This is a genomic window from Peribacillus sp. FW305-BF15 (assembly GCF_058783805.1).
This window is the reverse complement of record NZ_JBYSYV010000013.1, coordinates 93,787-115,107: the sequence shown is the minus strand read 5'-3', so window position 1 is coordinate 115,107 and position 21,321 is coordinate 93,787. Positions and strand designations below refer to the sequence as shown.

The window sequence follows — 21,321 nt, the reverse complement described above, 5'->3', positions numbered from 1 at the left end:
TTGCTCCCCCTCTTTAGTGTTTCGTAGTGTAGTCACGTTTACGCGGTGCGATCAGTGATACATCAATATCTTCATAATGGAATTCAGGTGCTTGATCCAAGCCTTTGAATGTTGCCATAGTAGTTTTCATGAATTCCTCATCATTACGTTCTGGGAAATCAGGTTTGTAATGCGCTCCGCGGCTTTCATCACGGTTTAACGCACCAATTGTGATTACACGGGCCAATTGCATCATGTTTTGCAGCTGTCTAGTGAATGCAGCTCCTTGGTTACTCCATTTTGCCGTGTCATTGATGTTAATTTTCTTGTAACGTTCCATCAGCTCAAGAATCTTGTTATCCGTTTCTTTCAGCTTGTCATTGTAACGAACTACAGTAACATGCTGTGTCATCCACTCACCAAGTTCTTTGTGAAGGATGTACGCATTTTCGTTACCATCAAGAGACATGACTTCATTCCATTTCTCTTGTTCTTGTTTTTCGTACCCTTCATACAATGAAGAAGGAATGGATTCTGAAGTTTTAGCAAGGCCTTCAATATATTTAACGGCATTCGGTCCAGCGACTGAACCACCATAGATTGCAGAAAGAAGTGAGTTGGCACCAAGACGGTTACCGCCATGTTGTGAATAATCGCACTCACCTGCAGCGAATAAACCTTTGATGTTAGTCATTTGGTCATAATCAACCCAAAGTCCGCCCATAGAATAGTGAACGGCAGGGAAAATTTTCATTGGAACTTTACGAGGATCTTCACCCATGAATTTCTCGTAGATTTCAATGATTCCGCCAAGTTTAATATCAAGTAATTTAGGATCTTTATGTGATAGATCCAGGTAAACCATGTTTTCACCATTAATGCCAAGCTTCATGTTCATACATACGTCGAAGATTTCACGAGTCGCGATATCACGAGGTACCAGATTACCATAAGCAGGGTATTTTTCTTCAAGGAAATACCAAGGTTTCCCGTCTTTATATGTCCAGATACGTCCACCTTCACCACGAGCGGATTCACTCATTAGACGAAGTTTGTCATCGCCAGGGATTGCTGTCGGGTGAATTTGAATGAACTCACCATTAGCATAATTAACACCTTGCTGATAAACGATGGAAGCTGCTGAACCTGTATTGATCATTGAGTTCGTTGATTTACCGAAAATGATTCCAGGGCCGCCGCTCGCCATGATGACTGCGTCTCCAGGGAATGATTTGATTTCCATTGAAGTCAGGTTTTGTGCTACGATACCGCGTGCTGTTTGCTCATCATCGATAACAGCTCCAAGGAATTCCCAGCCTTCATATTTCGTTACAAGGCCTTCTACTTCATAACGGCGAACCTGCTCGTCCAATGCGTAAAGTAATTGCTGTCCAGTTGTTGCACCAGCGAATGCTGTACGGCTATGTTGAGTGCCACCGAAACGACGGAAATCAAGAAGACCTTCCGGAGTACGGTTGAACATAACACCCATACGGTCAAACATATGAATGATTGATGGTGCTGCTTCACACATCGCTTTAACCGGCGGTTGGTTAGCCAAGAAATCTCCGCCATAAACTGTATCGTCGAAGTGGATATATGGAGAATCCCCTTCACCTTTTGTATTTACTGCCCCGTTGATTCCGCCTTGGGCACAAACTGAGTGAGAGCGTTTAACAGGCACTAAAGAAAATAAATCAACCTGTTGTCCCAGCTCTGCTGCTTTGATCGTAGCCATTAATCCAGCTAGACCTCCACCAACGATAACTATTTTACCTTTACCCAATTCTGTCACTCCCTTATTTCCATTAGCCAAGCTATGTTTTTCCTAATTCTTATAAATGAACTCTATCTTCTTATACGAATGCGAAAATTGCGCTGATTCCGATATAAGAAAGAAGAACGAAAACGATCAATGTAAAGTAAGTCATGATTCTTTGCGATCTTGGTGAAACTGTAAGACCCCAGCTCACAGCAAATGACCATAATCCATTAGCAAAGTGGAAGATTGCCGAGATAATACCAACAATATAGAACACAATCATGAATGGACTAGAGAAAATCTCTGCCATCATGTCAAAGTTAACTTCAGCACCCATAGCTGCTTGGATTCTAGTTGCCCATATATGCCAAACAAGGAAAATCAACGTTATGATTCCAGTTAGGCGTTGTAGCATGAACATCCAGTTACGGAAGAAACTAAATCTGCCTAAATTGTTTTTTGCTGTAAAGGCAATATAGATTCCGTACACAGCATGGAAAATGAGCGGTAGATAGATGACGACCCATTCTACCAAAATCTTCACGGGCGTAAACTCAATTAAATGAACTGCCCCATTAAAAGTCTCTTCTCCTTTTGTTGCCATAAAGTTTACAGATAAATGAAAAATTAGGAATAGACCAATTGGAATTACTCCTAGAAGTGAATGAAGCCTGCGATTCCCAAACTCACGATTTTTTGCCACTAAGTGCCCCCCCTTAATTTGTGAAAAATCATGCAAAGATAAACTGGTGGCTACCTTTTATCTCCGCGTGAAAATACAGTATAGAGTCAAAAAACTCCTCTATACTTCCTTTACAATTATGTGACATGTCCATTTTACTCCTGACTTCTATGTGCGTCAAGAAAACGGATACAAGAAATCTCTTTTTCAGAATAGATTTTATTGGATTATCTTGGGTATTTTTTGTTTGTCAAGATGATATTTTGAATAAATTTCTAATTTAACTATTAATATCTCGGTATAATTTATCATTTTTTTCCAATTGCTATTTAAATAAATAAAAAACAGTATAATTTGCAAAAGAAATACGTTTATAATAGATTTACAGAAAGAGGCGATAAACTATGAAAAAAAATATTGCTGCTGCGATAGAAGAAGAGATTCAAACGGAAGAAATTCAAACTGAAGAATTCAAAGTTCCAGCTTTCGGGTACGAATTAATCAGAGAAGTTCTATTGAACGATATTCTCGGAAAAGACTCTAATCAAATCCTCTATTGGGCAGGTAAACAATTAGCAAGAAAATTCCCATTGAAGGGCGATCAGGAAGTGATTGAATTTTTCCAAAGCGCTGGATGGGGCAATCTGGAAATCTTGAAGTATACGAAACACCAGATGGAATTATCCCTCACGGGTGAAATAATCAGCCGCCGCCTGGATTTACACCCTGATTGTCACTTCCAGCTTGAAGCCGGTTTCCTTGCCGAGCAGTTTTCACTGCAAAAAAAATTCCTCAGCGAATCAACGGAAGAAATCAAACGCCGCGCAAAAAAAGTGATATTCACCATCCAATGGGATCCCAGAGATCCAATCTAATGAGCCCTGAAAACAGACTTACCCTTTTTACCGGAAGTCTGTTTTTTATTGGACTCCTGACACTTAAGCTAGCACATTTGCATGCTGACCAAGTTTAAATGCTTCATGAAGGGATTCAACCGCCTTCACCATTTCCTTTTCATTGACGACGGTCGAAACTTTAATTTCCGATGTGCTGACCATTTTCACCTGGATGCCTGTATTGGCCATCACTTCAAACATTTCGGCAGCCACTCCCGGATTGGATACCATACCAGAACCGACGATGGACACTTTGGCCAATCCGCTCTCCGTTTCGACCCGGTCGAATCCCAATTGTTCTTTATTATTTTCCAGAACGATCAAGGCCGCTTCCGTATCTTCACTTTTTGTGGAAAAAGATAGATTCGTCGTATCCTCGGCAGTCATGCTTTGAATGATGATGTCCACATTGATCCGGTTTTTCGCAAGCGTCGTGAAGATCGTGGATAATGCACCAAGTGATTGGGGCAAACCATATATTGTGACCCTCGTAATACTGTCTTCAAAAGCAATGCCGCGTACAATTAAGTTTTCTTCCATAGTTGCTTCCTCCTCTATGATCGTACCTGATTCTCTCTCCATGCTTGAACGGACTTCAAGCGGAATTTGATAATTTTTTGCATATTCGACAGCCCTTGGGTGAAGGACGCCCGCCCCCAGGTTGGCAAGTTCCAGCATTTCATCGTAAGAAATGGATTGGAGTTTTCGCGCGCCTTTTATGTAGCGTGGGTCCGTTGTGAAAACACCCGTTACATCTGTATAAATATCGCATCTATCCGCATTAAGCGCTGCTGCGATGGCAACTGCCGTGGTATCGGAACCGCCTCGCCCTAAGGTAGTGATTTCCCCATTTGCATCGTTACCCTGGAAACCGGCTACGACCACTATTTTCTTCTCCTGAAGCTGGGCTTGGATCCTCGTGGCATCGATGTTTAAAATCCGGGCATTCCCATGAACGGATTCCGTTTGCATGCCAGCCTGCCAGCCGGTATACGAAATGGCTTCATGTCCTTCTTCAATCAATGCCATCGTTAACAGGGAAATCGTTACCTGTTCCCCAGTCGTCAATAGCATATCCATTTCCCTCTTGCTTGGGGATCCGGAAATATCACGCGCCATGGAAACCAATTGGTCCGTTGTTTTCCCCATAGCTGAAACAACGACGACAACCTCATTTCCTTTCTCCGCTTCCTCGATTACCCGATTGGCAACATTTTTGATTTTTTCTACGCTACCGACGGATGTTCCGCCGAATTTTTGAACGATTAATGCCATCCTCATGCACCCTCTCTACTTTTTAGGCAATAAAAAAAGCAATGAGAAATATCTCATTGCTGTGGTCACATATCTTAATACTGTAATCACAGTGAGATAGCTCTCCAGGGTATAAACCCTGACAATCCGCCATTTATTAAATGTCGGACCAGGAGGACAAGGTATGAGTCTTGTCTTCCTTCGGCGGCGTCCCCTTTCAAAACCTTTCATGGAAGCTCATACTTCTCCAGGTTTTTACTCTTGAATTCCGCACCTCTATCAGCACTTTTAAGTTGTCTAGTTAAAAATTCCTTTTAATCATAGCATAGAGATTTATCGGTAGCAAGATTATTCTTGTAATTTTCTAACGATTCCCTCGGCTACCCCTTTTGGCATGCCAGCTTCCATGATTTCCTCGGCCGTCGCCTCTTTGATTTTCTTCAATGATCCAAAATGCCTTAATAATTGCTTCCTTCGCTTTTCCCCGACTCCTGGAATATCATCAAGCTGGGAGTGAACCGCATTTTTCCCGCGTAGCTGGCGATGAAACGTAATCGCGAACCGATGCACTTCATCCTGAATTCTTTGCAATAGGTAAAATTCCTGGCTCCTTGAATCAAGAGGTACAAGTTCAAGCGGATTTCCGATCATCAATTGCGAGGTCCTATGCTTTTCATCCTTAATGAGGCCTGAAAGTGGAATATCCAAGCCTAATTCATTTTCCAGAATATCCCGTACCGCTTCGACATGTCCCTTTCCGCCATCAATGATGATCAAGTCCGGAAGCGGCAGCCCTTCTTTCAATACTCGTGAATACCTTCTTCTGACCACTTCACGCATCGATTCATAATCATCAGGTCCCTGGACCGTCTTGATCTTATATTTTCGGTACTCTCTTTTTTCCGGCTTCCCATCAATGAACACGACTAAAGCGGAAACGGGGTCACTTCCCTGGATATTGGAGTTATCGAAAGCTTCAATTCGATGCGGGGTGTAGATACCCAGTTGTTTCCCGAGGTTTTCCACCGCATTGATCGTTCTTTCTTCATCCCTCTCAATCAAAGAGAATTTTTCCTGAAGGGCGATGGAGGCATTTTTATTCGCCAATTTAAGCATGTCTTTTTTCGCTCCCCGTTTCGGGTGAATCGTTTTGACACCAAGCAGCCCTTCGGCCATTTCGGCATCCACAGATTCAGGCAGCAAGATTTCCTTTGGTTTAAAATGGTTCGTAATCTCGTAAAACTGACCGAGGAATGTAAGAAGTTCCTGTTCGGGTTCATCGTAGACCGGAAAAAGCGAAACATCCCTTTCTATCAATTTACCCTGCCGGACAAAAAATACCTGAACGCACATCCAGCCTTTATCATAGGCAAAGCCAAATACATCCCTGTCGATGAAATCGGTCGTCATCATTTTCTGCTTCTCCATCGTAATATCGATGTGGGCAATCTTGTCACGGAACTCCTTGGCCCTCTCGAAATCGAGTTCTTCCGATGCCTCCAGCATTTTTTCAGTCAGTTCTTTTTTTATTTCAGTATGCCCGCCGTTCAAGAACCGGTTGATATCATCGACCATTTTTTTATATTCCTGTTCCTCTACATCATATACACATGGGGCCAGGCACTGACCAAGGTGATAGTAGAGACAAACGCGATCCGGTAACGTATTGCATTTTCTTAGGGGATAGATGCGGTCGAGCAATTTTTTCGTTTCGTTAGCTGCAAATGCATTCGGATAAGGACCGAAATATTTCCCTTTGTCTTTTTTGACTTTTCGCGTAATGATTAGACGCGGGTGGCGTTCCGCAGTCAGCTTGATGAAAGGATACGTCTTATCATCCTTTAGCATGACATTATATTTTGGGTCATGTTTTTTGATTAAGTTCAACTCTAAAATAAGAGCCTCGATATTGGAAGAGGTGACAATGTATTCGAAATCCTCAATCTCGTTCACGAGTCGAAATGTTTTACCGTCGTGAGATCCCGTAAAATAAGAGCGGACACGATTCTTCAACACTTTCGCTTTGCCTACATATATAATCGTTCCCTGACGATCTTTCATTAAATAACAACCAGGTTGATCGGGAAGAAGGGCAAGTTTATTCTTTATTTGTTGATTCATGCATTCAGCCTCCTGTTCTCCCTTTTTTACAATCATTATATATCAAGATAGCGAAAAAAGCTTCAAGTCCGCAGACTTGAAGCTTTTTTTAGCTATCTTACTATTACGCGTGTTTTGCAATAAGTTCAGCAAGTGCTTCTTTAGGTTGGAAACCAACAACCTTATCGACCACTTCACCGTCTTTAAGGACGATTAATGTCGGGATGCTCATCACACCGAATTTTCCAGCTGTTTCTTGGTTTTCATCTACATCCACTTTTACGATTTTTGCTGTATCGCCAATTTCAGTATCAAGCTCTTGAAGAACAGGAGCGATCATTTTACAAGGTCCACACCATGGAGCCCAAAAGTCTACAAGAACGACACCTTCGCTAGTATCTGTTGTGAAAGTTTGGTCAGTTGCATTTACAATAGCCATATATATTTCCTCCTCAAATTTACTCAAATAACTAAAAACAGTATACCACTGTTGCTCAAATCGATGCTAATATTTTGCTTCAGTGGTAGGATGTCCAAAAAAAGAGTAACTATGCAGGCCAAAAACCCTCCCCATTAGCGCAAACAAAGGGGCAAGACATGTATCGGCTTATGCCGAATGTCTTGCCCCTCATCTGTATTATTTCTATTACGCGTTAACTTTAAGTTTTTTGAATTCTTCCGTAAGTAATGGAACGACTTCGAAAAGATCTCCGACAATTCCATAATCAGCCACATTGAATATGTTAGCTTCCGGGTCTTTATTGATGGCAACGATAACCTTGGAATTGGACATTCCCGCTAAATGCTGGATCGCACCGGAAATACCGCAGGCGATATAAAGATCAGGTGTTACGACTTTACCCGTTTGCCCGATTTGTAATGAGTAATCGCAATAGTCTGCATCACATGCTCCCCGGGAAGCTCCTACCGCTCCGCCAAGAACCTGTGCCAGTTCCTTTAATGGTTCAAAACCATCTTCACTTTTCACGCCACGGCCACCCGCGATGATTACTTTCGCTTCTGAAAGGTCGACCCCTTCACTGGCTTTTCTAACAACATCCTTAATGATTGTCCGTAAATCCTTAATATCCACACTTAATGTAGAAACATCACCAGAGCGGGACTCATCTTTCGCTAATGGTTCGATATTGTTCGGACGGATTGTCGCGAAAATCACGCCAGCTGTAACAATTTTCTTTTCAAATGCTTTACCAGAATATATCGGGCGGGTGAAAACGATATTTCCGCCTTCTTCTTCAATGGATGTAACGTCGGAAATCAATCCTGATTCAAGTTTTCCAGCCAATTTAGGTGCAAGGTCTTTTCCTAAGGCTGTATGCCCAAAGAAAATTCCTTCCGGCTTTTCCTGCTCGATGACGGCAAGCAAGCTTTGCGCATATCCATCTGAAGTATATTGTTTCAATTGATCATTTTCGACTGCAATAACCCGGTCTGCACCATACTGGATCATTTCATTACCGAAATTCTGAACACTGTCACCAACTAAAACACCAACGATTTCCCCGCCATCCGCTGCAAGCTTAGCCGCACCGATAGCTTCAAATGATACATTTCTTAGTGAACCATCACGAACTTCGCCCAATACAAGAAACTTTCTAGCCATTTATAAAAACCTCCTGTGCTCTATTTTTCTTTTTGTCGTGTGTTGTTGTTTTGAGATGTACCGTATCGATTAAATCACTTTTGCTTCACTGCGTAATAACTGAACAAGCTCGGTAACTTGAGCACTGATTTCCCCGTCCAAAACTTTTCCAGCTTCTTTTTTAGCAGGAAGGTAAATTTCAATCGTTTTTGTTTTGGCCTCAACATCGTCCTCTTCCAAATCCAGGTCATCCAATTCCAATTCTTCAAGCGGTTTTTTCTTTGCCTTCATGATTCCTGGCAATGAAGGATAACGTGGCTCATTTAGCCCTTGTTGCGCTGTCACCAATAATGGAAGAGAGGCTTCGATCGTTTCAGAGTCCCCTTCGACATCACGGATAACGCTTACATTTCCATTTTCTATGTCCAATTTAGTAATGGTTGTAATATAAGGAATTCCCAAAATTTCGGCAACGCGTGGTCCCACTTGACCAGAGCCGCCATCGATTGCAACGTTCCCTGCAATGATTAGATCTGCATTTTTATCTTTTAAGTATTCGCCAATAATTTTGGCAGTCGTGAATTGGTCACCATTTTCTATGTCGTCTTCTATATTTATCAATACAGCTTTGTCAGCACCCATTGCCAACGCTGTGCGTAATTGCTTTTCAGCCTCTTCTGTTCCGACAGAAATAACCGTTACTTCGCCGCCTTGTGCATCACGCACCTGGATTGCTTCTTCAACTGCATACTCATCGTATGGATTAATGATGAATTCTGCCCCATCCTCATTGATTTTCCCGTTGGATAGTGTAATTTTTTCTTCTGTATCAAATGTTCTTTTCAGCAGTACATAAATGTTCACGATAATACCTCCCGAATAATTTGAGTTTTGAAGATTATGAATTTTATTGATATATAGTAATGTTCTACAGATTTCACCATAATCCTGCATGATATATAAAAATAGTTATTTAAACCGAAACATCATTTCCCTTTGAATACAGCTTCCCTTTTTTCAATGAAAGCGGCGATTCCTTCTTGTGCATCGGCAGTATCGAAAGCCTGACCAAAGAGGGCAGCTTCCCTTTCCACACCTTTATGGTAGGAATCATGCTTGGAATAATTCAATAACTCAATGGCCGCCTTTAATGCCAGTGGGCTCTTCTTGGCAATTTTATTGGCTAGATCCTTAGCTTTTGGAATCAGTTCTTCATCCGTGAAGGCATGATTCGCCAATCCGCATTGCACAGCTTCGGTGCCTGAAATCGGTTCACTTGTAAACAGCATTTCAGCTGCCTTTGCCATGCCTACGTAACGAGGAAGACGTTGGGTCCCAGCAAATCCGGGGATTAAGCCCAACTGCAGCTCAGGCAAACCAAGTTTAGCCCTTTCGGTGACCAAGCGGATGTGGCAAGCCATAGCCAGCTCCAATCCTCCGCCAAGCGCCGCTCCATGGATGGCTGCAATGACCGGTTTTGGAAAAGATTCGATTTTCTCAAATACAGATTGACCATTCTTGGTCAGCTTCTCGAAAGCTTTCCCGTTTTTCACTTCCGTAAACTCTTTAATGTCCGCTCCTGCAGAGAAGAATCTTCCTTCACCATGAAGAAGGACAACCCGTACGGCTTCGTCTTCCCCAATTTGATCGAATGCCTGTGAAAGCTCTCCGATGATAGCCGAAGAAAGTGCATTTGCTGGTGCATGATCAATCGTTATAAAAGCCACATGATTTTCGACAGAAAGCTTAAGATATTCCATATCAATCCCTCCAGGCATGATAGTCAAACTTTTTTGATAATTCTCTATGTATCACTTCCAGTTAAAGCTGGAAGTTGAATTAACCGATTCTTTCGAGGATGGCTAGCCATCCTCTATTTAAATCGTTAACTTTTCAGGCCACAGCCGCCAATCAGCAGGCGGTGAACGTCTGGTGCAAGGTCAGGAAGCGAATACTTTTGCTCATTCATGACCCAAGTCGTCACAGTTTCATCAATCGTTCCAAAAATCATCTGCCTGGCAAGTAAATTATTTAAATCAGGCAGGAATTCGCCGTTCTCTTTTCCTTCTATAATGATCTGATCGATTAAATTTAAATACCCTCTTAACACATCATTGATCCTAAGGCGCAATTCTTTATTCGACTGTCTTAATTCCAACTGAGTGACAATTGCTAAATTCACGTCTTCTGAAAGGTTTTGAAAATGTTTTTGGATGAGCACATGCAGTTTTTCCGAAGCAGTGGTCTTTCCTTTTATCTCTTCTTCGATCTGTTCCACAAAATACCCCATCTTTTCATGGAATAATGATATTAAGATATCTTCTTTATTTTTAAAATAAAGATAAATGGTGCCATCCGCTACGCCTGCCTGTTTGGCGATTTTGGATACTTGGGCTTGATAGTAACCGTTTTGGGCAATGACAATAACGGCCGCATCAATAATTTGATTATACTTTGGTCTGTTGCTTTTCACTGGATGTCCCCTTTCAGAAAAATGAATGAACCATCATTCATATTTCTATCATAAAATGATGACCCTTTACTGTCAAGCAAAACCTTATATAAGGCTCCTGACATTTCACTTCTGTTCATTGTACAGCCACCATCCATAGCTTGTCCAGCTGTTCTGCAAAACGGAGCCCTCTTCCGCTGCTCCGTTAAAAGGGGGTGCTTGTTTAAGCTTCTTTTCTTTCCTCGGATATTTTTTTCTTTTCTTCCTCGATAAGGACTCTTCTCAGGATCTTCCCTATCGTCGTTTTAGGAAGTTCATCCCTGAATTCATAGCTTCGCGGCACCTTATACGAAGCCAGGTTCTTTCTGGCAAATTCATTCAATTCCTCTTCAGTGACCTTGGCATTTTTTTTCAGGACGACATAGGCCTTGACGGTCTCTCCTCGATAAGGGTCAGGGATGCCTGCCACAACTACTTCCTGTATGGCCTCATGCTCGTATAGCACCTCTTCCACCTCACGTGGATATATATTGAAACCACCTGCAATGATTGTATCCTTTTTCCTCTCGACGACATAAAAGAACCCCTGCTCATCCATATAACCCAGATCGCCAGTAAGCAGCCAGCCATTTTTAAAGGTTTTTTCCGTTTCATCCGGACGGTTCCAATAACCTTTCATTACCTGTGGTCCTTTTATGGCAATCTCGCCTATTTCATTCGGAGGAAGCTCTTCATTGGATTCCAGGGACAGAATCGCCGAGTCAGTGTCCGGCCACGGCAGTCCAACGCTTCCTTTTACACGCGGCTGATCCCAAATGAAATTAGCATGTGTCACAGGTGAGGTTTCTGAAAGTCCATAGCCTTCAACTAGCTTCCCGCCGGTAATTTTCTCAAACTGCTCTTGAACCTCTAAGGGCAAAGATGCAGAACCGCTAATACAGGCATTGATGGAAGAAAGATCATATTTAGCGATATCCGGATGGTTCAAGAGGCCGATATACATCGTTGGCGCTCCTGGAAACATGGTCGGTTTCTGTTTTTGGATGGTTTTAAGCGTCGCTTCGACATCAAACTTCGGCATGATGATCATGGTGTTCCCTTCCATGACGGAAAGAACCAAGACCGTAGTCATACCGTACACATGGAAGAAAGGCAGAATCGCAAGGATCCTTTCCTCACCGCGCTTATTTTTGTAAAGCCATGCATTGCACATTTTCGTATTTGCCAGCAAGTTCTTATGAGTAAGCATGACCCCTTTGGGAAAGCCAGTTGTCCCACCTGTATATTGCAAAAGGGCAAGGTCATCATTGACATCGATCGGCACAGTGTCGACTTCTTCAGTGATCTTTCGTTTCATTATTTCGGAAAATAAATGATGATTCCCTTCATGCTCCACATTGATGACAATGCCGTATTGCTTTTTTTGAATAAAAGGATAGATAAGATTTTTCGGGAAAGGTAAATATTCCTTGATAGCGGTTACAATTATATGTTCTATATCCGTTCTTGATGCCACTGCAGAAACACGGGGAAATAAAATATCCATCACTAAAATCATTTTCGCTCCGGAATCTTTCATTTGATATTCTAATTCACGTTCAGTATAGGTTGGGTTCGTTTGAACCACGACTCCTCCGGCCATCAATATCCCAAAAAAGCTTATGACACCCTGAGGGCAGTTAGGTAGCATGACGGCAACGCGTTCGCCTTTTTGAAGCCCGATACTTTTTAAATAGGCTGCAAACTTTAAAGCAGACTCATGCACTTCCCGGAAAGTTAATTCTTTTCCCTGGAAATGAATCGATACTTTATCAGGGAATTCCTCGGCTGATTCCTTCAAAAAAGAATAAAGAGGTTTATCTTCGTACGACAAAACAGCGGGTATCTGTTCCGGATAAATAGCTTGCCATGGCTTATTGCTCATTTGCCCCCTCCTTCTGAATATTCTCAATACTCTTAATCATTATAATACAATCGGGATTTTCTTACAATTGCCGAATTTCAGAGTATAAAGACCTTACGATTAAAGGCTGGATAGTATATATGTCCTATTCCAACTACAGGGAATGTTGGAATAGGACATATAAAAAGGGAAACAAAAAAAGGAGTGGCTATACTCCTTTCAGAATGTAGACAACCCTTTTACCCTCATTTTTTTCTTTTAAAAAAGTTCCAGTGATTGGAACGGAAGGTACAAGACTCCTGCGGGAAAAGCGTGTCGAGGGGAGACCCCGCAGGCGCAAGCCGAGGAGGCTCCCGACCGCCCGCGGAAAGCGAGTGCCTGGAGTGGAAATCAACGTTCCCATTTTACAACCCAGAAAAAAACTGTCGGCAAACAATTATTATCTAGTTTTGAACAAAAGGGTTCTATCTAAATAAAACAAAGTTGATTGGAACGTAAGGTACGAGACTCCTGCGGGAAAAGCGTGTCTAGGGGAGACCCCGCAGGCGCAAGCCGAGGAGGCTCCCCGACCGCCCGCGGAAAGCGAGTGCCTGGAGTGGAAATCAACGTTCCCATTTTACAAACCCAGAAAAAACTGCCGGCAAACAATTATTATCTAGTTTTGAACAAAAAGGGTTCTATCTAAATAAAACAAAGTTGATTGGAACGGAAGGTACGAGACTCCTGCGGGAAAAGCGTGGCAGGGAGACCCCGCAGGCGTGCCGAGGAGGCTCCCGACCGCCCGCGGAAAGCGAGTGCCTGGAGTGGAAATCAACGCTCAAATTTCACAACCCCTCAAGAAAAGAAATAAAGGATATTCAAATTTTCTTTAAGATCACAGATCGGGGAGAGCATTCCGATCCTCTTTTGTCGTCTACTGAAAAGAGGCATTCTACTTCTTGGTTTTAATTCTATACCAATACTTATATTTTTCTTCAAACCCCAATTTTCCGTATAAGCTTAAAGCAGGTGCGTTCGTTTCTATCACCTGAAGATAAGCATTTTTTGCTCCATTTTCTTTACCCCAATGCAATAGATTACGAACGAGTATTGCACCATTGCCTTGGTTTCGAAAGTTTTCATGGGTAATGATATTGTACAGGCCTATGTATTCGTCTTCCAAAACACCCAGTCCACTTGCTGTAACGGTTCCACCTTCATCAGTCAACAACATAAAGCATGTTTTTGGAATGATATTCCCTAACATCTTTTTCAGGATGGTTTGATCATGATCATCAATATTACTAAGCTGGCAGAAATCGTGAAACCATTCATCATGTAAATGATCATACTTTATGACATTGGTTTCATTCGGTGACTCTGTATCTGCCAAATTCAATACCTGGACACTTGTGGTTCCTTCAAGGGCATACCCAGACTCTTCCAGCACACGATCCAAGTTGATAGGGTTTGCCTGTGGAGTCACTTTGTACACGGCCTTATCATTCCTTGCAAAATATAATTGTTCACAATTCGAAATTTTCTTTTTCACATTTTCATTCGATGGATAGATGGGGGTGATGGAATTCGCCCTTTTCGTATATCCATCCGCAAATCGGATAACCCATCCATCATAGATTTGTGTTTGCATGGCGGGTAAAGCATTCAGCGATAATTCTTCAATCTTCTGTATCCATTTGGACTGATCCATATTCCTCCTCCTCTTCAAAAGTCTATTTGACCATTATTATTATACATGGCCCCCGATTTTTTTTAATAGAACCAAATAAAAGAAGCGGCACACTGGCCGCTTCAGTTGAACAATGTCATATAAATGATTCCAAACAGAAAAAAGATTCCGCAACAAACAATTAAGACTTTTGCAAGTTTCTCCACAGCTTACTCCCTCTCATGAAGGGCATTAAGAAATTCCGGCGCCGATGACAAAAGATAATGCGATTGATATGATCATCGATAGGAATCCAACTGCCCGATTATCTTTTTGTATTTCTTCATCTATTTTAAATCCAGGAGTCATAAATTCAAAAATGAAATAACCGATCAGCAGCAGGACAAAACCGTAGACGCCCCAGCCAATCATGGTAAGAAGCGAATTCTGATGGAGAATGGACTGTTGGAATACATAGGCGATCCCAAAAATTTTACCACCTGTTGCCAACGCGACAGAAAGGTTTCCCTGTTTGATCTCCTCCCAGTTCTTGTACTTTGTGACAAGTTCAAAAATGGCTAAAAAAACAATCATGCACAGAATAACGACACTGTAACGAGCAGCTATATATACATATTCATTTTCCCACATATTCTCCATGGTCCAACTCCCGAATGGTAACTAGCCACCCGGCTTGGCTGAATTGCCGGAATGACCGCTTTACTTTATTTAATTTCCACCACCGTAACACCTGTTCCGCCTTCACCGGCTTCGCCGAAGCGAATCCTTTTGACAGAGCGGTGATTTTTCAAGTATTCCTGGACCCCGGACCGAAGAGCACCCGTCCCTTTACCATGAATGATGGAGACACTCGAATAACCGGCCAAAAGAGCATCATCAACGTATTTTTCCACTCTTGATATGGCATTTTCAAAGCGTTCTCCACGAAGGTCAAGTTCGACGCTAACGTGATAATCGCGGCCTTTGATCGTGGTAAGCGGCTTTGTTTCTTTTACTTTTGTGCTCTTGATGAATTCCAGGTCAGACTCCTTCACTTTCATTTTCATGATGCCGATCTGAACCTGCCATTCATTATTTGAGACCTTCTCAATCAAGTGACCTTTTTGACCAAAGCTTACGACCTTTACTTCATCTCCAGGTTTCAAGCTTTTATCCAGCGGCCTCGCAGCTTTATTTGTTGTTTTTTTCACTTTAGGCGCTGCTTCTTCAAGCCGTTTTTTTGCATCGATCAGTTCATGCTCTTTAACATCGGCATGCTTTTCAAGTCGCAGTTTACGTAAGTCGGCAATGATTGCTTCCGCTTCCCTTTGTGCATTTTCAACGATTGCCGCTGCCTCTTTTGCTGCCTTTTCAACCATCGCATCCCGTTCTTGATGGTACTCATCAATTTGCTTTTGAAGGTCTTTATGAAGAATTTCCGCCTGTTTCAGGTGATTCTTGGCTTCCAATTCCTCTTCTTCAGCCTTCTTGCGGCTGTCTTCAAGGGACGCTATCATATTTTCAACTTTATTCGTATCCTCACCGATATGGCCGCGGGCGTTGCTGATCACGTTTTCTTCCAAACCAAGGCGCTTGGAAATTTCAAACGCATTACTCCGCCCTGGTACACCAATTAAAAGTTTATAGGTGGGACTCAAGGTTTCCACATTAAATTCGACGCTTGCATTTATGACGCCTTCCCGATCATATCCATACGCTTTTAATTCCGGGTAATGTGTCGTTGCAATCACACGTGCTCCGCGCTTATACACTTCATCCAAAATGGAAATGGCCAAAGCTGCACCTTCCTGTGGGTCAGTTCCCGCTCCAAGCTCATCGAATAAAACAAGACTGTCATAATCGACATGCTTAAGGATATCGACAATATTGACCATATGCGAAGAAAATGTACTTAAGCTTTGTTCAATCGACTGTTCATCGCCTATATCGGCATAAACAGAGGAAAACACAGCCGTTTCGGAACCATCCAGCGCAGGGATCTGCAGACCGGACTGGGCCATTAACGTACAGAGGCCAATCGTTTTCAGGGTAACCGTCTTACCACCTGTATTCGGGCCGGTGATGACGATTGTCGTAAATTCATCACCAAGAAAAATATCATTGGCCACGACGACATCATTCGGAATGAGCGGGTGTTTCGCTTTGAATAATTTCACGCGCCCCTCATTATTCAGAATCGGCTTGGATCCTTTTATCGCTTTTGCATATTTTGCCTTGGCGACAAGGAAATCGATTTGTGCCAGCACTTTGACATTATGAAGCAATTCAGGGGTGAACGCACCGACTTTTTCCGATAGTTCGACCAATATCCGTTCTATTTCCTGCGTTTCTTTCACTCGGGTTTCCTGCAGGACATTATTCAGCTGAACGATTGCTTGAGGTTCAATGAACAACGTCTGCCCTGATGATGATTGATCATGAATGATCCCTCCATACACACTGCGGTATTCCTGTTTTACCGGGATGACGAATCGATCATTCCGGATGGTGATGATGGCATCGGATAACATGGTTGATGCATTGGAAGAACGGATCATACTTTCCAGTTTTTCCCTTACACGACTTTCATTCGTCCGAATTTGGTTTCTTAGGGTACGAAGCTTGTCGCTGGCAGAATCCATCACTTCGCCATGTTCGCTTACTGCATACGTAATTTCCTGCTGCAAATCAATCAATGGATGTAGGGAATCGATATATTCGGCTAAAAGCGGAACATCAATCTCCTGCTCTGCCAGTTCTTCGAAGAAACGGCTTAAGATCCTGCCGGCACGAATCGTACTCGCAAGTTCCATCAATTCCATCGGAGAGAGCATACCGCCAATCTGTGCCCTTTTTGCATGCGGACGGATATCGAAAATCCCGCCCAATGGCAAGTTACCTTTCAACCTTACGATTTTGGCAGCCTCATCTGTTTCTTCCTGCCATCTCGACACTTCTTCAAAATCCGTGGAAGGCATCAATTGCTCCGCCTTTTCTTTTCCTATGGATGAGGATGCGTGTGAGATTAATTGTTCTTTTATTTTATGAAATTCCAATGTCTTTAAAGCTTTATTATGCATGGAGTTAAAGCTCCTCCTTATTTATGGGCAAATAGTTAATCATTTCTCTTTAAAAACGCCAATAAGCCATCCGTATCCCTTGCATTAAGAACCGTGGATTCCTTAATCCAGCCCTTTTTGGCTGACGAGGCCCCCACAGGCATATGTTCAAGCATGTCGATGCTGTGGGCATCCGTATTGATCACGATCGGAACGCCTGCTTCCTGAGCCTTGCGCAGATGCGGAGGTGCCAAATCCAATCGGTTCGGATTCGCATTCAATTCCAAGGCCGTATTCGTTTCACGGGCCAGTTCGATCAGCATTTCTATATCCACATCATATCCGGTGCGCCTGCCGATGATCCTTCCCGTTGGATGTGCGATGATATCTACATGCGGATTATTCAGAGCCGTTTTTAAGCGCTCCATGATCGTTTCCCGAGGCTGTGAAAAGCTTGAGTGAATCGATGCAATGACCAAATCCATCTCTGCAAGCAGCTCATCGTCATAATCAAGTGTCCCATCAGGAAGTATATCCATCTCTATCCCGGAAAGAACGGTAAAGTCAGTATATTTTTCATTAAGTTCATGGATGATCCGTTTTTGTTCACGTAAACGTTCAGCGGTCAAGCCGTTCGCCACTTTCAGATATTGCGAATGATCGGTGATGGCCATATATCGATACCCTTTTGCACGGCATGCTTCAATCATTTCTTCAATCGTATGAGCACCATCACTCCATGTCGTATGCATATGCAGATCACCTTTAATGGCCTCTAAAGATATGAGAGGTTCATTAGCATCATAATGCTCCACTTCCGTTCCGTCTTCACGCAGTTCTGGGGGAATGAAAGGAAGGCCAAAATGATTATAAAATTGTTCTTCCGTTTCAAACGTCAATACATCACCGGTTTCAGTCACTTCCACCCCATATTCGCTGATTTTCTCTCCGCGATCTTTAGCAAGCTGGCGCATCCGCACATTGTGATCCTTCGAACCTGTAAAATGATGAAGTGTCGTGATGAATTCCTTATCCTTAACGATTCGGAAATCGACAGAAATGTCATATTCATAATCAAGCACGACCGATACTTTTGTATCACCGGCCGCAATCACCTGTTTTATCCCTTTTATTGCAAGCAGTTGATTCTTAACCTCTTCGGGATGATCTGTCGAAATGATAAAATCGAGGTCCTTGATTGTTTCCCTCATACGCCGGATGCTGCCCGCCCTGGAAGAACGGATGATGTAATCCATGTTAGCAAGGGCCGTTTCAATTTCAGCCGCAATCGGTCTCATGAAGGCTAGGGGCAGCCGATCTGGCCTTGAACCAGCCTCGGCAATTGCAGACAGGATCTTCTCTTCCGTTTTTTTGCCGAAACCGGCAAGCGCCGCGACCCTGCCTTCCTCACAGGCGATTTTAAGATCATTCACATCTTTGACATACAGCTCTTTATGAAGCTTGGCAATTTTCTTACCGCCCAAACCTTGAAGCTGCAGAAGCGGAATCAATCCTTTTGGCACCTGCTCCTGAAGCTCTTCAAGTACAGTCGATTTCCCTTCATTTATATACTCTTCGATGACGGATGCCGTTCCTTTCCCGATTCCATTCAAAGCGGTAAAATCTTCGATCTCCGTCAGGCTCCGGTCATCCGTTTCCAAGGCGCCCGCTGCCTTTCGGAAAGCTGAAACCTTAAACGGGTTCTCTCCTTTTAGTTCCATATATATTGCAATTTTTTCTAATAGTTTAATGATATCTTTTTTATTAATTGTCATTTAATTCACCGCCGAAAAAATTAGTAGGGTGTCCCATGTTCACTTTCTTAAAGATACCTTTCTTGGAGGTAAAGTACAAGCAGTCAGGTTCTTAACCTTCGAATCAAATAGAATGAAGTTACATGCCGCTACATAAAAAGGGGCCTCCCCCGTGTTCAAAGTATAGGAATCCAGGACTTTGAACACGGGAGGCAGGCCCTCTTATACTGACATTAAGATTGTTTTACATCATGAAACCAAAGTTCCTTCACTTGCTCGGAAAGGAACGGCGTATGTTTCACGATCGATTCTGCCAGAAATGAGCCAGTTAATGGTTTCTGGATGGAATCCATTGGCAGCATGGCAGCTATATATAATATAATAAACATGATAAGATAGACTTCGAGAAAACCCAATATCCCTCCGCCCCAGCGATTCAGTTGCTTTAATATCGGTAGATGGGTAATGAAATTGAGCATGGATCCTATCATTTGCCAAAGAATCTTGGCAGCAAAGAAAATGATTGCAAAGGCAATTGCATTGTAATACGCCGTATCAAGCCCGACTGTATTGAAAAACATATTAAGGGTCGAGGAATCACCCATCGTTGGGAACGGAATCCATAATTTCAAATTGGGAGCAAGATCTCCGTAAAATACATAGGCGACGATGAAGGCTACAATGAACCCAGTCATATGAACCGTTTGTAAAATGAAGCCACGCTTTAAACCGATTAATAAACCGATTAAAAGAATGGCCAGAATTGCTAAATCAAGCATGTACTCAGTCCTTCTCTCTCTTTAATTCCAGTTGAAGCTGGTCTAGTTCATCTTTTAATTTAATATATTCATGGATGGTATTCACGGCCGTTAGCACCGCTAACTTGCTTGTATCCAAGTGTGGATTTTTCATCCTGATCTCTCTCATTTTTTCGTCAACCATCGAAGCGACCAGGCGCATATGACTTGCGCTTTCTGTGCCGACGATTGTATATGGCTGTCCGTATATATCAACTGTTGTTTTATTTCGTTTATCGTCTGACAAAATGATGCCCCCAATCTAAACAATCCTAATTCTATCATATCATGAAGTTTTTCGTCATGAAAGAGAGTACATCGTCATTTCTCGCATTAAAATTTCAATAATTTGTCATACGATATCGAATTTAGGAAGAAGATTACCTATTAAACAAAATGAAGTTAGGAGCTAACCCATTATGTCCCATGTTGTTTTACTTATCAGTCCTGAACAAATAAAGGCGATGAAGTCCCATTATTCTTCATCCTTGGCCGCCAAGCAGCCGCCGGGGAGCATCTTTTCCGCCAAACCGCCGCTATGTACGGTGACGGCATATAAATCCGGGAAGGTCCTTTTTCAAGGGAAGAATGCCGAAATAGAAGCGGTAAAATGGCAAAAAGGTACCACTGCTGCGGCTCCAAAGAAAAAAACAGCATCCTCTGCATCGGTCAACGTCCATCGATATTCGCCGCCAGCAAATATCGGAACCATGTCAGTGATTGGTTCAGACGAGGTCGGAACAGGAGACTATTTCGGCCCGATGACCGTCGTAGCCGTATATGCCAAGAAGGAGCAACTCGCTCTATTAAAGGAGCTAGGTGTCCAGGATTCCAAAAATCTGAAAGACCCACAGATCATCGACATTGCCAAACAGATTAAGGATGTAGTGCCCTTCAGCCTGCTCACATGCGACAACCCGAAATATAATGCGCTGCAGGCAAAGGGAATGTCACAAGGAAAAATGAAGGCACTCCTCCATAACCAAGCAATCAAGAACCTCATGCAAAAAATCCAGCCAGAACAAGCGGAAGCCGTCCTTATTGATCAATTCGCTCAACCAGAGGTATTTTTCAATTACCTAAAAGGCCAAGAACTATTCCAAGCTAATGCCACCTATCTATGCACAAAAGCGGAAGGCATTCACCTTGGAGTGGCAGCCGCATCCATCCTGGCCCGATATGCATTCGTCAAACGCTTTGACTTGCTGAGTGAAAAAGCCGGATTCAAAATCCCTAAAGGTGCCGGATTTGCAGTAGATGAAGCGGCCGCAAGATTGATTCACGAAAAGGGAATCGATTCATTACACGAATTCACGAAAACCCATTTTGCCAACACAGAAAAAGCGAAGCGACTCTATCAACAGAAATATCATAAATAGAAGAAAGCGGCTGATCTTCCTGAACAGCCGCCTTTTTCTCGTGAAAATGCGCG

The 21,321-nt window shown here is 42.8% G+C and carries 19 protein-coding genes and 1 riboswitch; of the genes, 2 read left to right on the top strand and 17 right to left on the bottom strand.

The window, feature by feature from the left end; all coding sequences use genetic code 11:
- Nucleotides 1–13: 13 nt before the first annotated feature.
- Together sdhA and AC3WLU_RS15645 are read right to left on the bottom strand one after the other, a co-directional pair.
- Entirely contained in the window at nt 14–1,765 is a 1,752-nt protein-coding gene (sdhA, locus tag AC3WLU_RS15650) for a succinate dehydrogenase flavoprotein subunit (protein WP_034311432.1), read from the bottom strand.
- Nucleotides 1,766–1,835: 70 nt separating this feature from the next.
- Nucleotides 1,836–2,444, bottom strand: a complete 609-nt coding sequence (locus AC3WLU_RS15645; protein WP_063575535.1) for a succinate dehydrogenase cytochrome b558 subunit — start codon at nt 2,442–2,444, stop codon at nt 1,836–1,838.
- A gap of 383 nt (nt 2,445–2,827) precedes the next feature.
- On the opposite strand from AC3WLU_RS15645, the gene AC3WLU_RS15640 reads away from it, so the two are divergent.
- Nucleotides 2,828–3,298 carry a YslB family protein gene (locus AC3WLU_RS15640; protein WP_063575534.1) on the top strand — a complete coding sequence of 157 codons (471 nt, stop codon included), beginning with the start codon at nt 2,828–2,830 and terminating at the stop codon, nt 3,296–3,298.
- A gap of 63 nt (nt 3,299–3,361) precedes the next feature.
- Here the strand turns inward: AC3WLU_RS15640 and AC3WLU_RS15635 are convergent, their stop codons facing one another.
- The 15 genes from AC3WLU_RS15635 to zapA all read right to left on the bottom strand — a co-directional run bounded on the left by AC3WLU_RS15635 (nt 3,362) and on the right by zapA (nt 20,136).
- Nucleotides 3,362–4,594, bottom strand: a complete 1,233-nt coding sequence (locus AC3WLU_RS15635; protein WP_053535875.1) for an aspartate kinase — start codon at nt 4,592–4,594, stop codon at nt 3,362–3,364.
- Between the two features lie 89 nt (nt 4,595–4,683).
- Nucleotides 4,684–4,860: riboswitch (Lysine riboswitch) on the bottom strand.
- A 61-nt stretch (nt 4,861–4,921) separates the two neighbouring features.
- A complete protein-coding gene (gene uvrC, locus AC3WLU_RS15630) occupies nt 4,922–6,694 on the bottom strand; it encodes an excinuclease ABC subunit UvrC (protein ID WP_053535876.1) in 1,773 nt (590 codons plus the stop codon).
- A gap of 103 nt (nt 6,695–6,797) precedes the next feature.
- The gene (trxA, locus tag AC3WLU_RS15625) at nt 6,798–7,118 is read right to left on the bottom strand and encodes a thioredoxin (protein ID WP_328113193.1); all 321 of its coding nucleotides are present in this window, start codon (nt 7,116–7,118) and stop codon (nt 6,798–6,800) included.
- Nucleotides 7,119–7,319: 201 nt separating this feature from the next.
- Nucleotides 7,320–8,297 (bottom strand): electron transfer flavoprotein subunit alpha/FixB family protein, encoded by a 978-nt coding sequence (locus tag AC3WLU_RS15620; protein WP_063575532.1) that lies wholly within the window; start codon nt 8,295–8,297, stop codon nt 7,320–7,322.
- Nucleotides 8,298–8,366: 69 nt separating this feature from the next.
- Nucleotides 8,367–9,140, bottom strand: coding sequence for an electron transfer flavoprotein subunit beta/FixA family protein (locus tag AC3WLU_RS15615; protein WP_057276670.1), 774 nt, complete (start codon nt 9,138–9,140; stop codon nt 8,367–8,369).
- Between the two features lie 122 nt (nt 9,141–9,262).
- The gene (locus AC3WLU_RS15610) at nt 9,263–10,036 is read right to left on the bottom strand and encodes an enoyl-CoA hydratase (RefSeq protein WP_278088446.1); all 774 of its coding nucleotides are present in this window, start codon (nt 10,034–10,036) and stop codon (nt 9,263–9,265) included.
- A gap of 125 nt (nt 10,037–10,161) precedes the next feature.
- Nucleotides 10,162–10,749, bottom strand: coding sequence for a fatty acid metabolism transcriptional regulator FadR (gene fadR, locus AC3WLU_RS15605; RefSeq protein ID WP_053535880.1), 588 nt, complete (start codon nt 10,747–10,749; stop codon nt 10,162–10,164).
- Complete coding sequence (locus AC3WLU_RS15600; protein WP_262983582.1) at nt 10,746–10,868, bottom strand: hypothetical protein; 123 nt, start codon at nt 10,866–10,868, stop codon at nt 10,746–10,748. Before AC3WLU_RS15600 ends, fadR begins: the two co-directional genes overlap by 4 nt.
- A gap of 83 nt (nt 10,869–10,951) precedes the next feature.
- Nucleotides 10,952–12,652, bottom strand: coding sequence for a long-chain-fatty-acid--CoA ligase (locus AC3WLU_RS15595; RefSeq protein ID WP_098866432.1), 1,701 nt, complete (start codon nt 12,650–12,652; stop codon nt 10,952–10,954).
- 910 nt (nt 12,653–13,562) lie between these two features.
- The gene (locus tag AC3WLU_RS15590) at nt 13,563–14,321 is read right to left on the bottom strand and encodes a GNAT family N-acetyltransferase (RefSeq protein ID WP_098866434.1); all 759 of its coding nucleotides are present in this window, start codon (nt 14,319–14,321) and stop codon (nt 13,563–13,565) included.
- Between the two features lie 210 nt (nt 14,322–14,531).
- Nucleotides 14,532–14,939: a DUF350 domain-containing protein gene (locus AC3WLU_RS15585; RefSeq protein WP_034309012.1), complete on the bottom strand. Its 408-nt coding sequence runs from the start codon at nt 14,937–14,939 to the stop codon at nt 14,532–14,534.
- A gap of 65 nt (nt 14,940–15,004) precedes the next feature.
- Complete coding sequence (locus AC3WLU_RS15580) at nt 15,005–17,359, bottom strand: endonuclease MutS2 (RefSeq protein ID WP_492597519.1); 2,355 nt, start codon at nt 17,357–17,359, stop codon at nt 15,005–15,007.
- Between the two features lie 35 nt (nt 17,360–17,394).
- Nucleotides 17,395–19,113: a DNA polymerase/3'-5' exonuclease PolX gene (gene polX, locus AC3WLU_RS15575; protein ID WP_492597518.1), complete on the bottom strand. Its 1,719-nt coding sequence runs from the start codon at nt 19,111–19,113 to the stop codon at nt 17,395–17,397.
- Between the two features lie 212 nt (nt 19,114–19,325).
- Entirely contained in the window at nt 19,326–19,871 is a 546-nt protein-coding gene (locus AC3WLU_RS15570) for a CvpA family protein (protein ID WP_034309018.1), read from the bottom strand.
- Between the two features lie 4 nt (nt 19,872–19,875).
- Complete coding sequence (gene zapA, locus AC3WLU_RS15565) at nt 19,876–20,136, bottom strand: cell division protein ZapA (RefSeq protein ID WP_034309021.1); 261 nt, start codon at nt 20,134–20,136, stop codon at nt 19,876–19,878.
- Between the two features lie 172 nt (nt 20,137–20,308).
- Here zapA and rnhC point away from each other — a divergent pair, with 172 nt between their 5' ends.
- Entirely contained in the window at nt 20,309–21,268 is a 960-nt protein-coding gene (gene rnhC, locus AC3WLU_RS15560; RefSeq protein ID WP_063575527.1) for a ribonuclease HIII, read from the top strand.
- The last annotated feature ends 53 nt before the right edge of the window (nt 21,269–21,321 follow it).

Excerpts from the sequence above, each read along its gene's own strand:
- AC3WLU_RS15640 (WP_063575534.1), top strand. The coding sequence starts at position 2,828 with ATGAAAAAAAATATTGCTGCTGCGATAGAAGAAGAGATTCAAACGGAA.
- AC3WLU_RS15635 (WP_053535875.1), bottom strand. The coding sequence starts at position 4,594 with ATGGCATTAATCGTTCAAAAATTCGGCGGAACATCCGTCGGTAGCGTA.
- uvrC (WP_053535876.1), bottom strand. The coding sequence starts at position 6,694 with ATGAATCAACAAATAAAGAATAAACTTGCCCTTCTTCCCGATCAACCT.
- AC3WLU_RS15620 (WP_063575532.1), bottom strand. The coding sequence starts at position 8,297 with ATGGCTAGAAAGTTTCTTGTATTGGGCGAAGTTCGTGATGGTTCACTA.
- AC3WLU_RS15610 (WP_278088446.1), bottom strand. The coding sequence starts at position 10,036 with ATGGAATATCTTAAGCTTTCTGTCGAAAATCATGTGGCTTTTATAACG.
- AC3WLU_RS15600 (WP_262983582.1), bottom strand. The coding sequence starts at position 10,868 with ATGAACAGAAGTGAAATGTCAGGAGCCTTATATAAGGTTTTGCTTGAC.
- AC3WLU_RS15595 (WP_098866432.1), bottom strand. The coding sequence starts at position 12,652 with ATGAGCAATAAGCCATGGCAAGCTATTTATCCGGAACAGATACCCGCT.
- AC3WLU_RS15590 (WP_098866434.1), bottom strand. The coding sequence starts at position 14,321 with ATGGATCAGTCCAAATGGATACAGAAGATTGAAGAATTATCGCTGAAT.
- AC3WLU_RS15585 (WP_034309012.1), bottom strand. The coding sequence starts at position 14,939 with ATGGAGAATATGTGGGAAAATGAATATGTATATATAGCTGCTCGTTAC.
- AC3WLU_RS15580 (WP_492597519.1), bottom strand. The coding sequence starts at position 17,359 with ATGCATAATAAAGCTTTAAAGACATTGGAATTTCATAAAATAAAAGAA.
- polX (WP_492597518.1), bottom strand. The coding sequence starts at position 19,113 with ATGACAATTAATAAAAAAGATATCATTAAACTATTAGAAAAAATTGCA.
- AC3WLU_RS15570 (WP_034309018.1), bottom strand. The coding sequence starts at position 19,871 with ATGCTTGATTTAGCAATTCTGGCCATTCTTTTAATCGGTTTATTAATC.
- rnhC (WP_063575527.1), top strand. The coding sequence starts at position 20,309 with ATGTCCCATGTTGTTTTACTTATCAGTCCTGAACAAATAAAGGCGATG.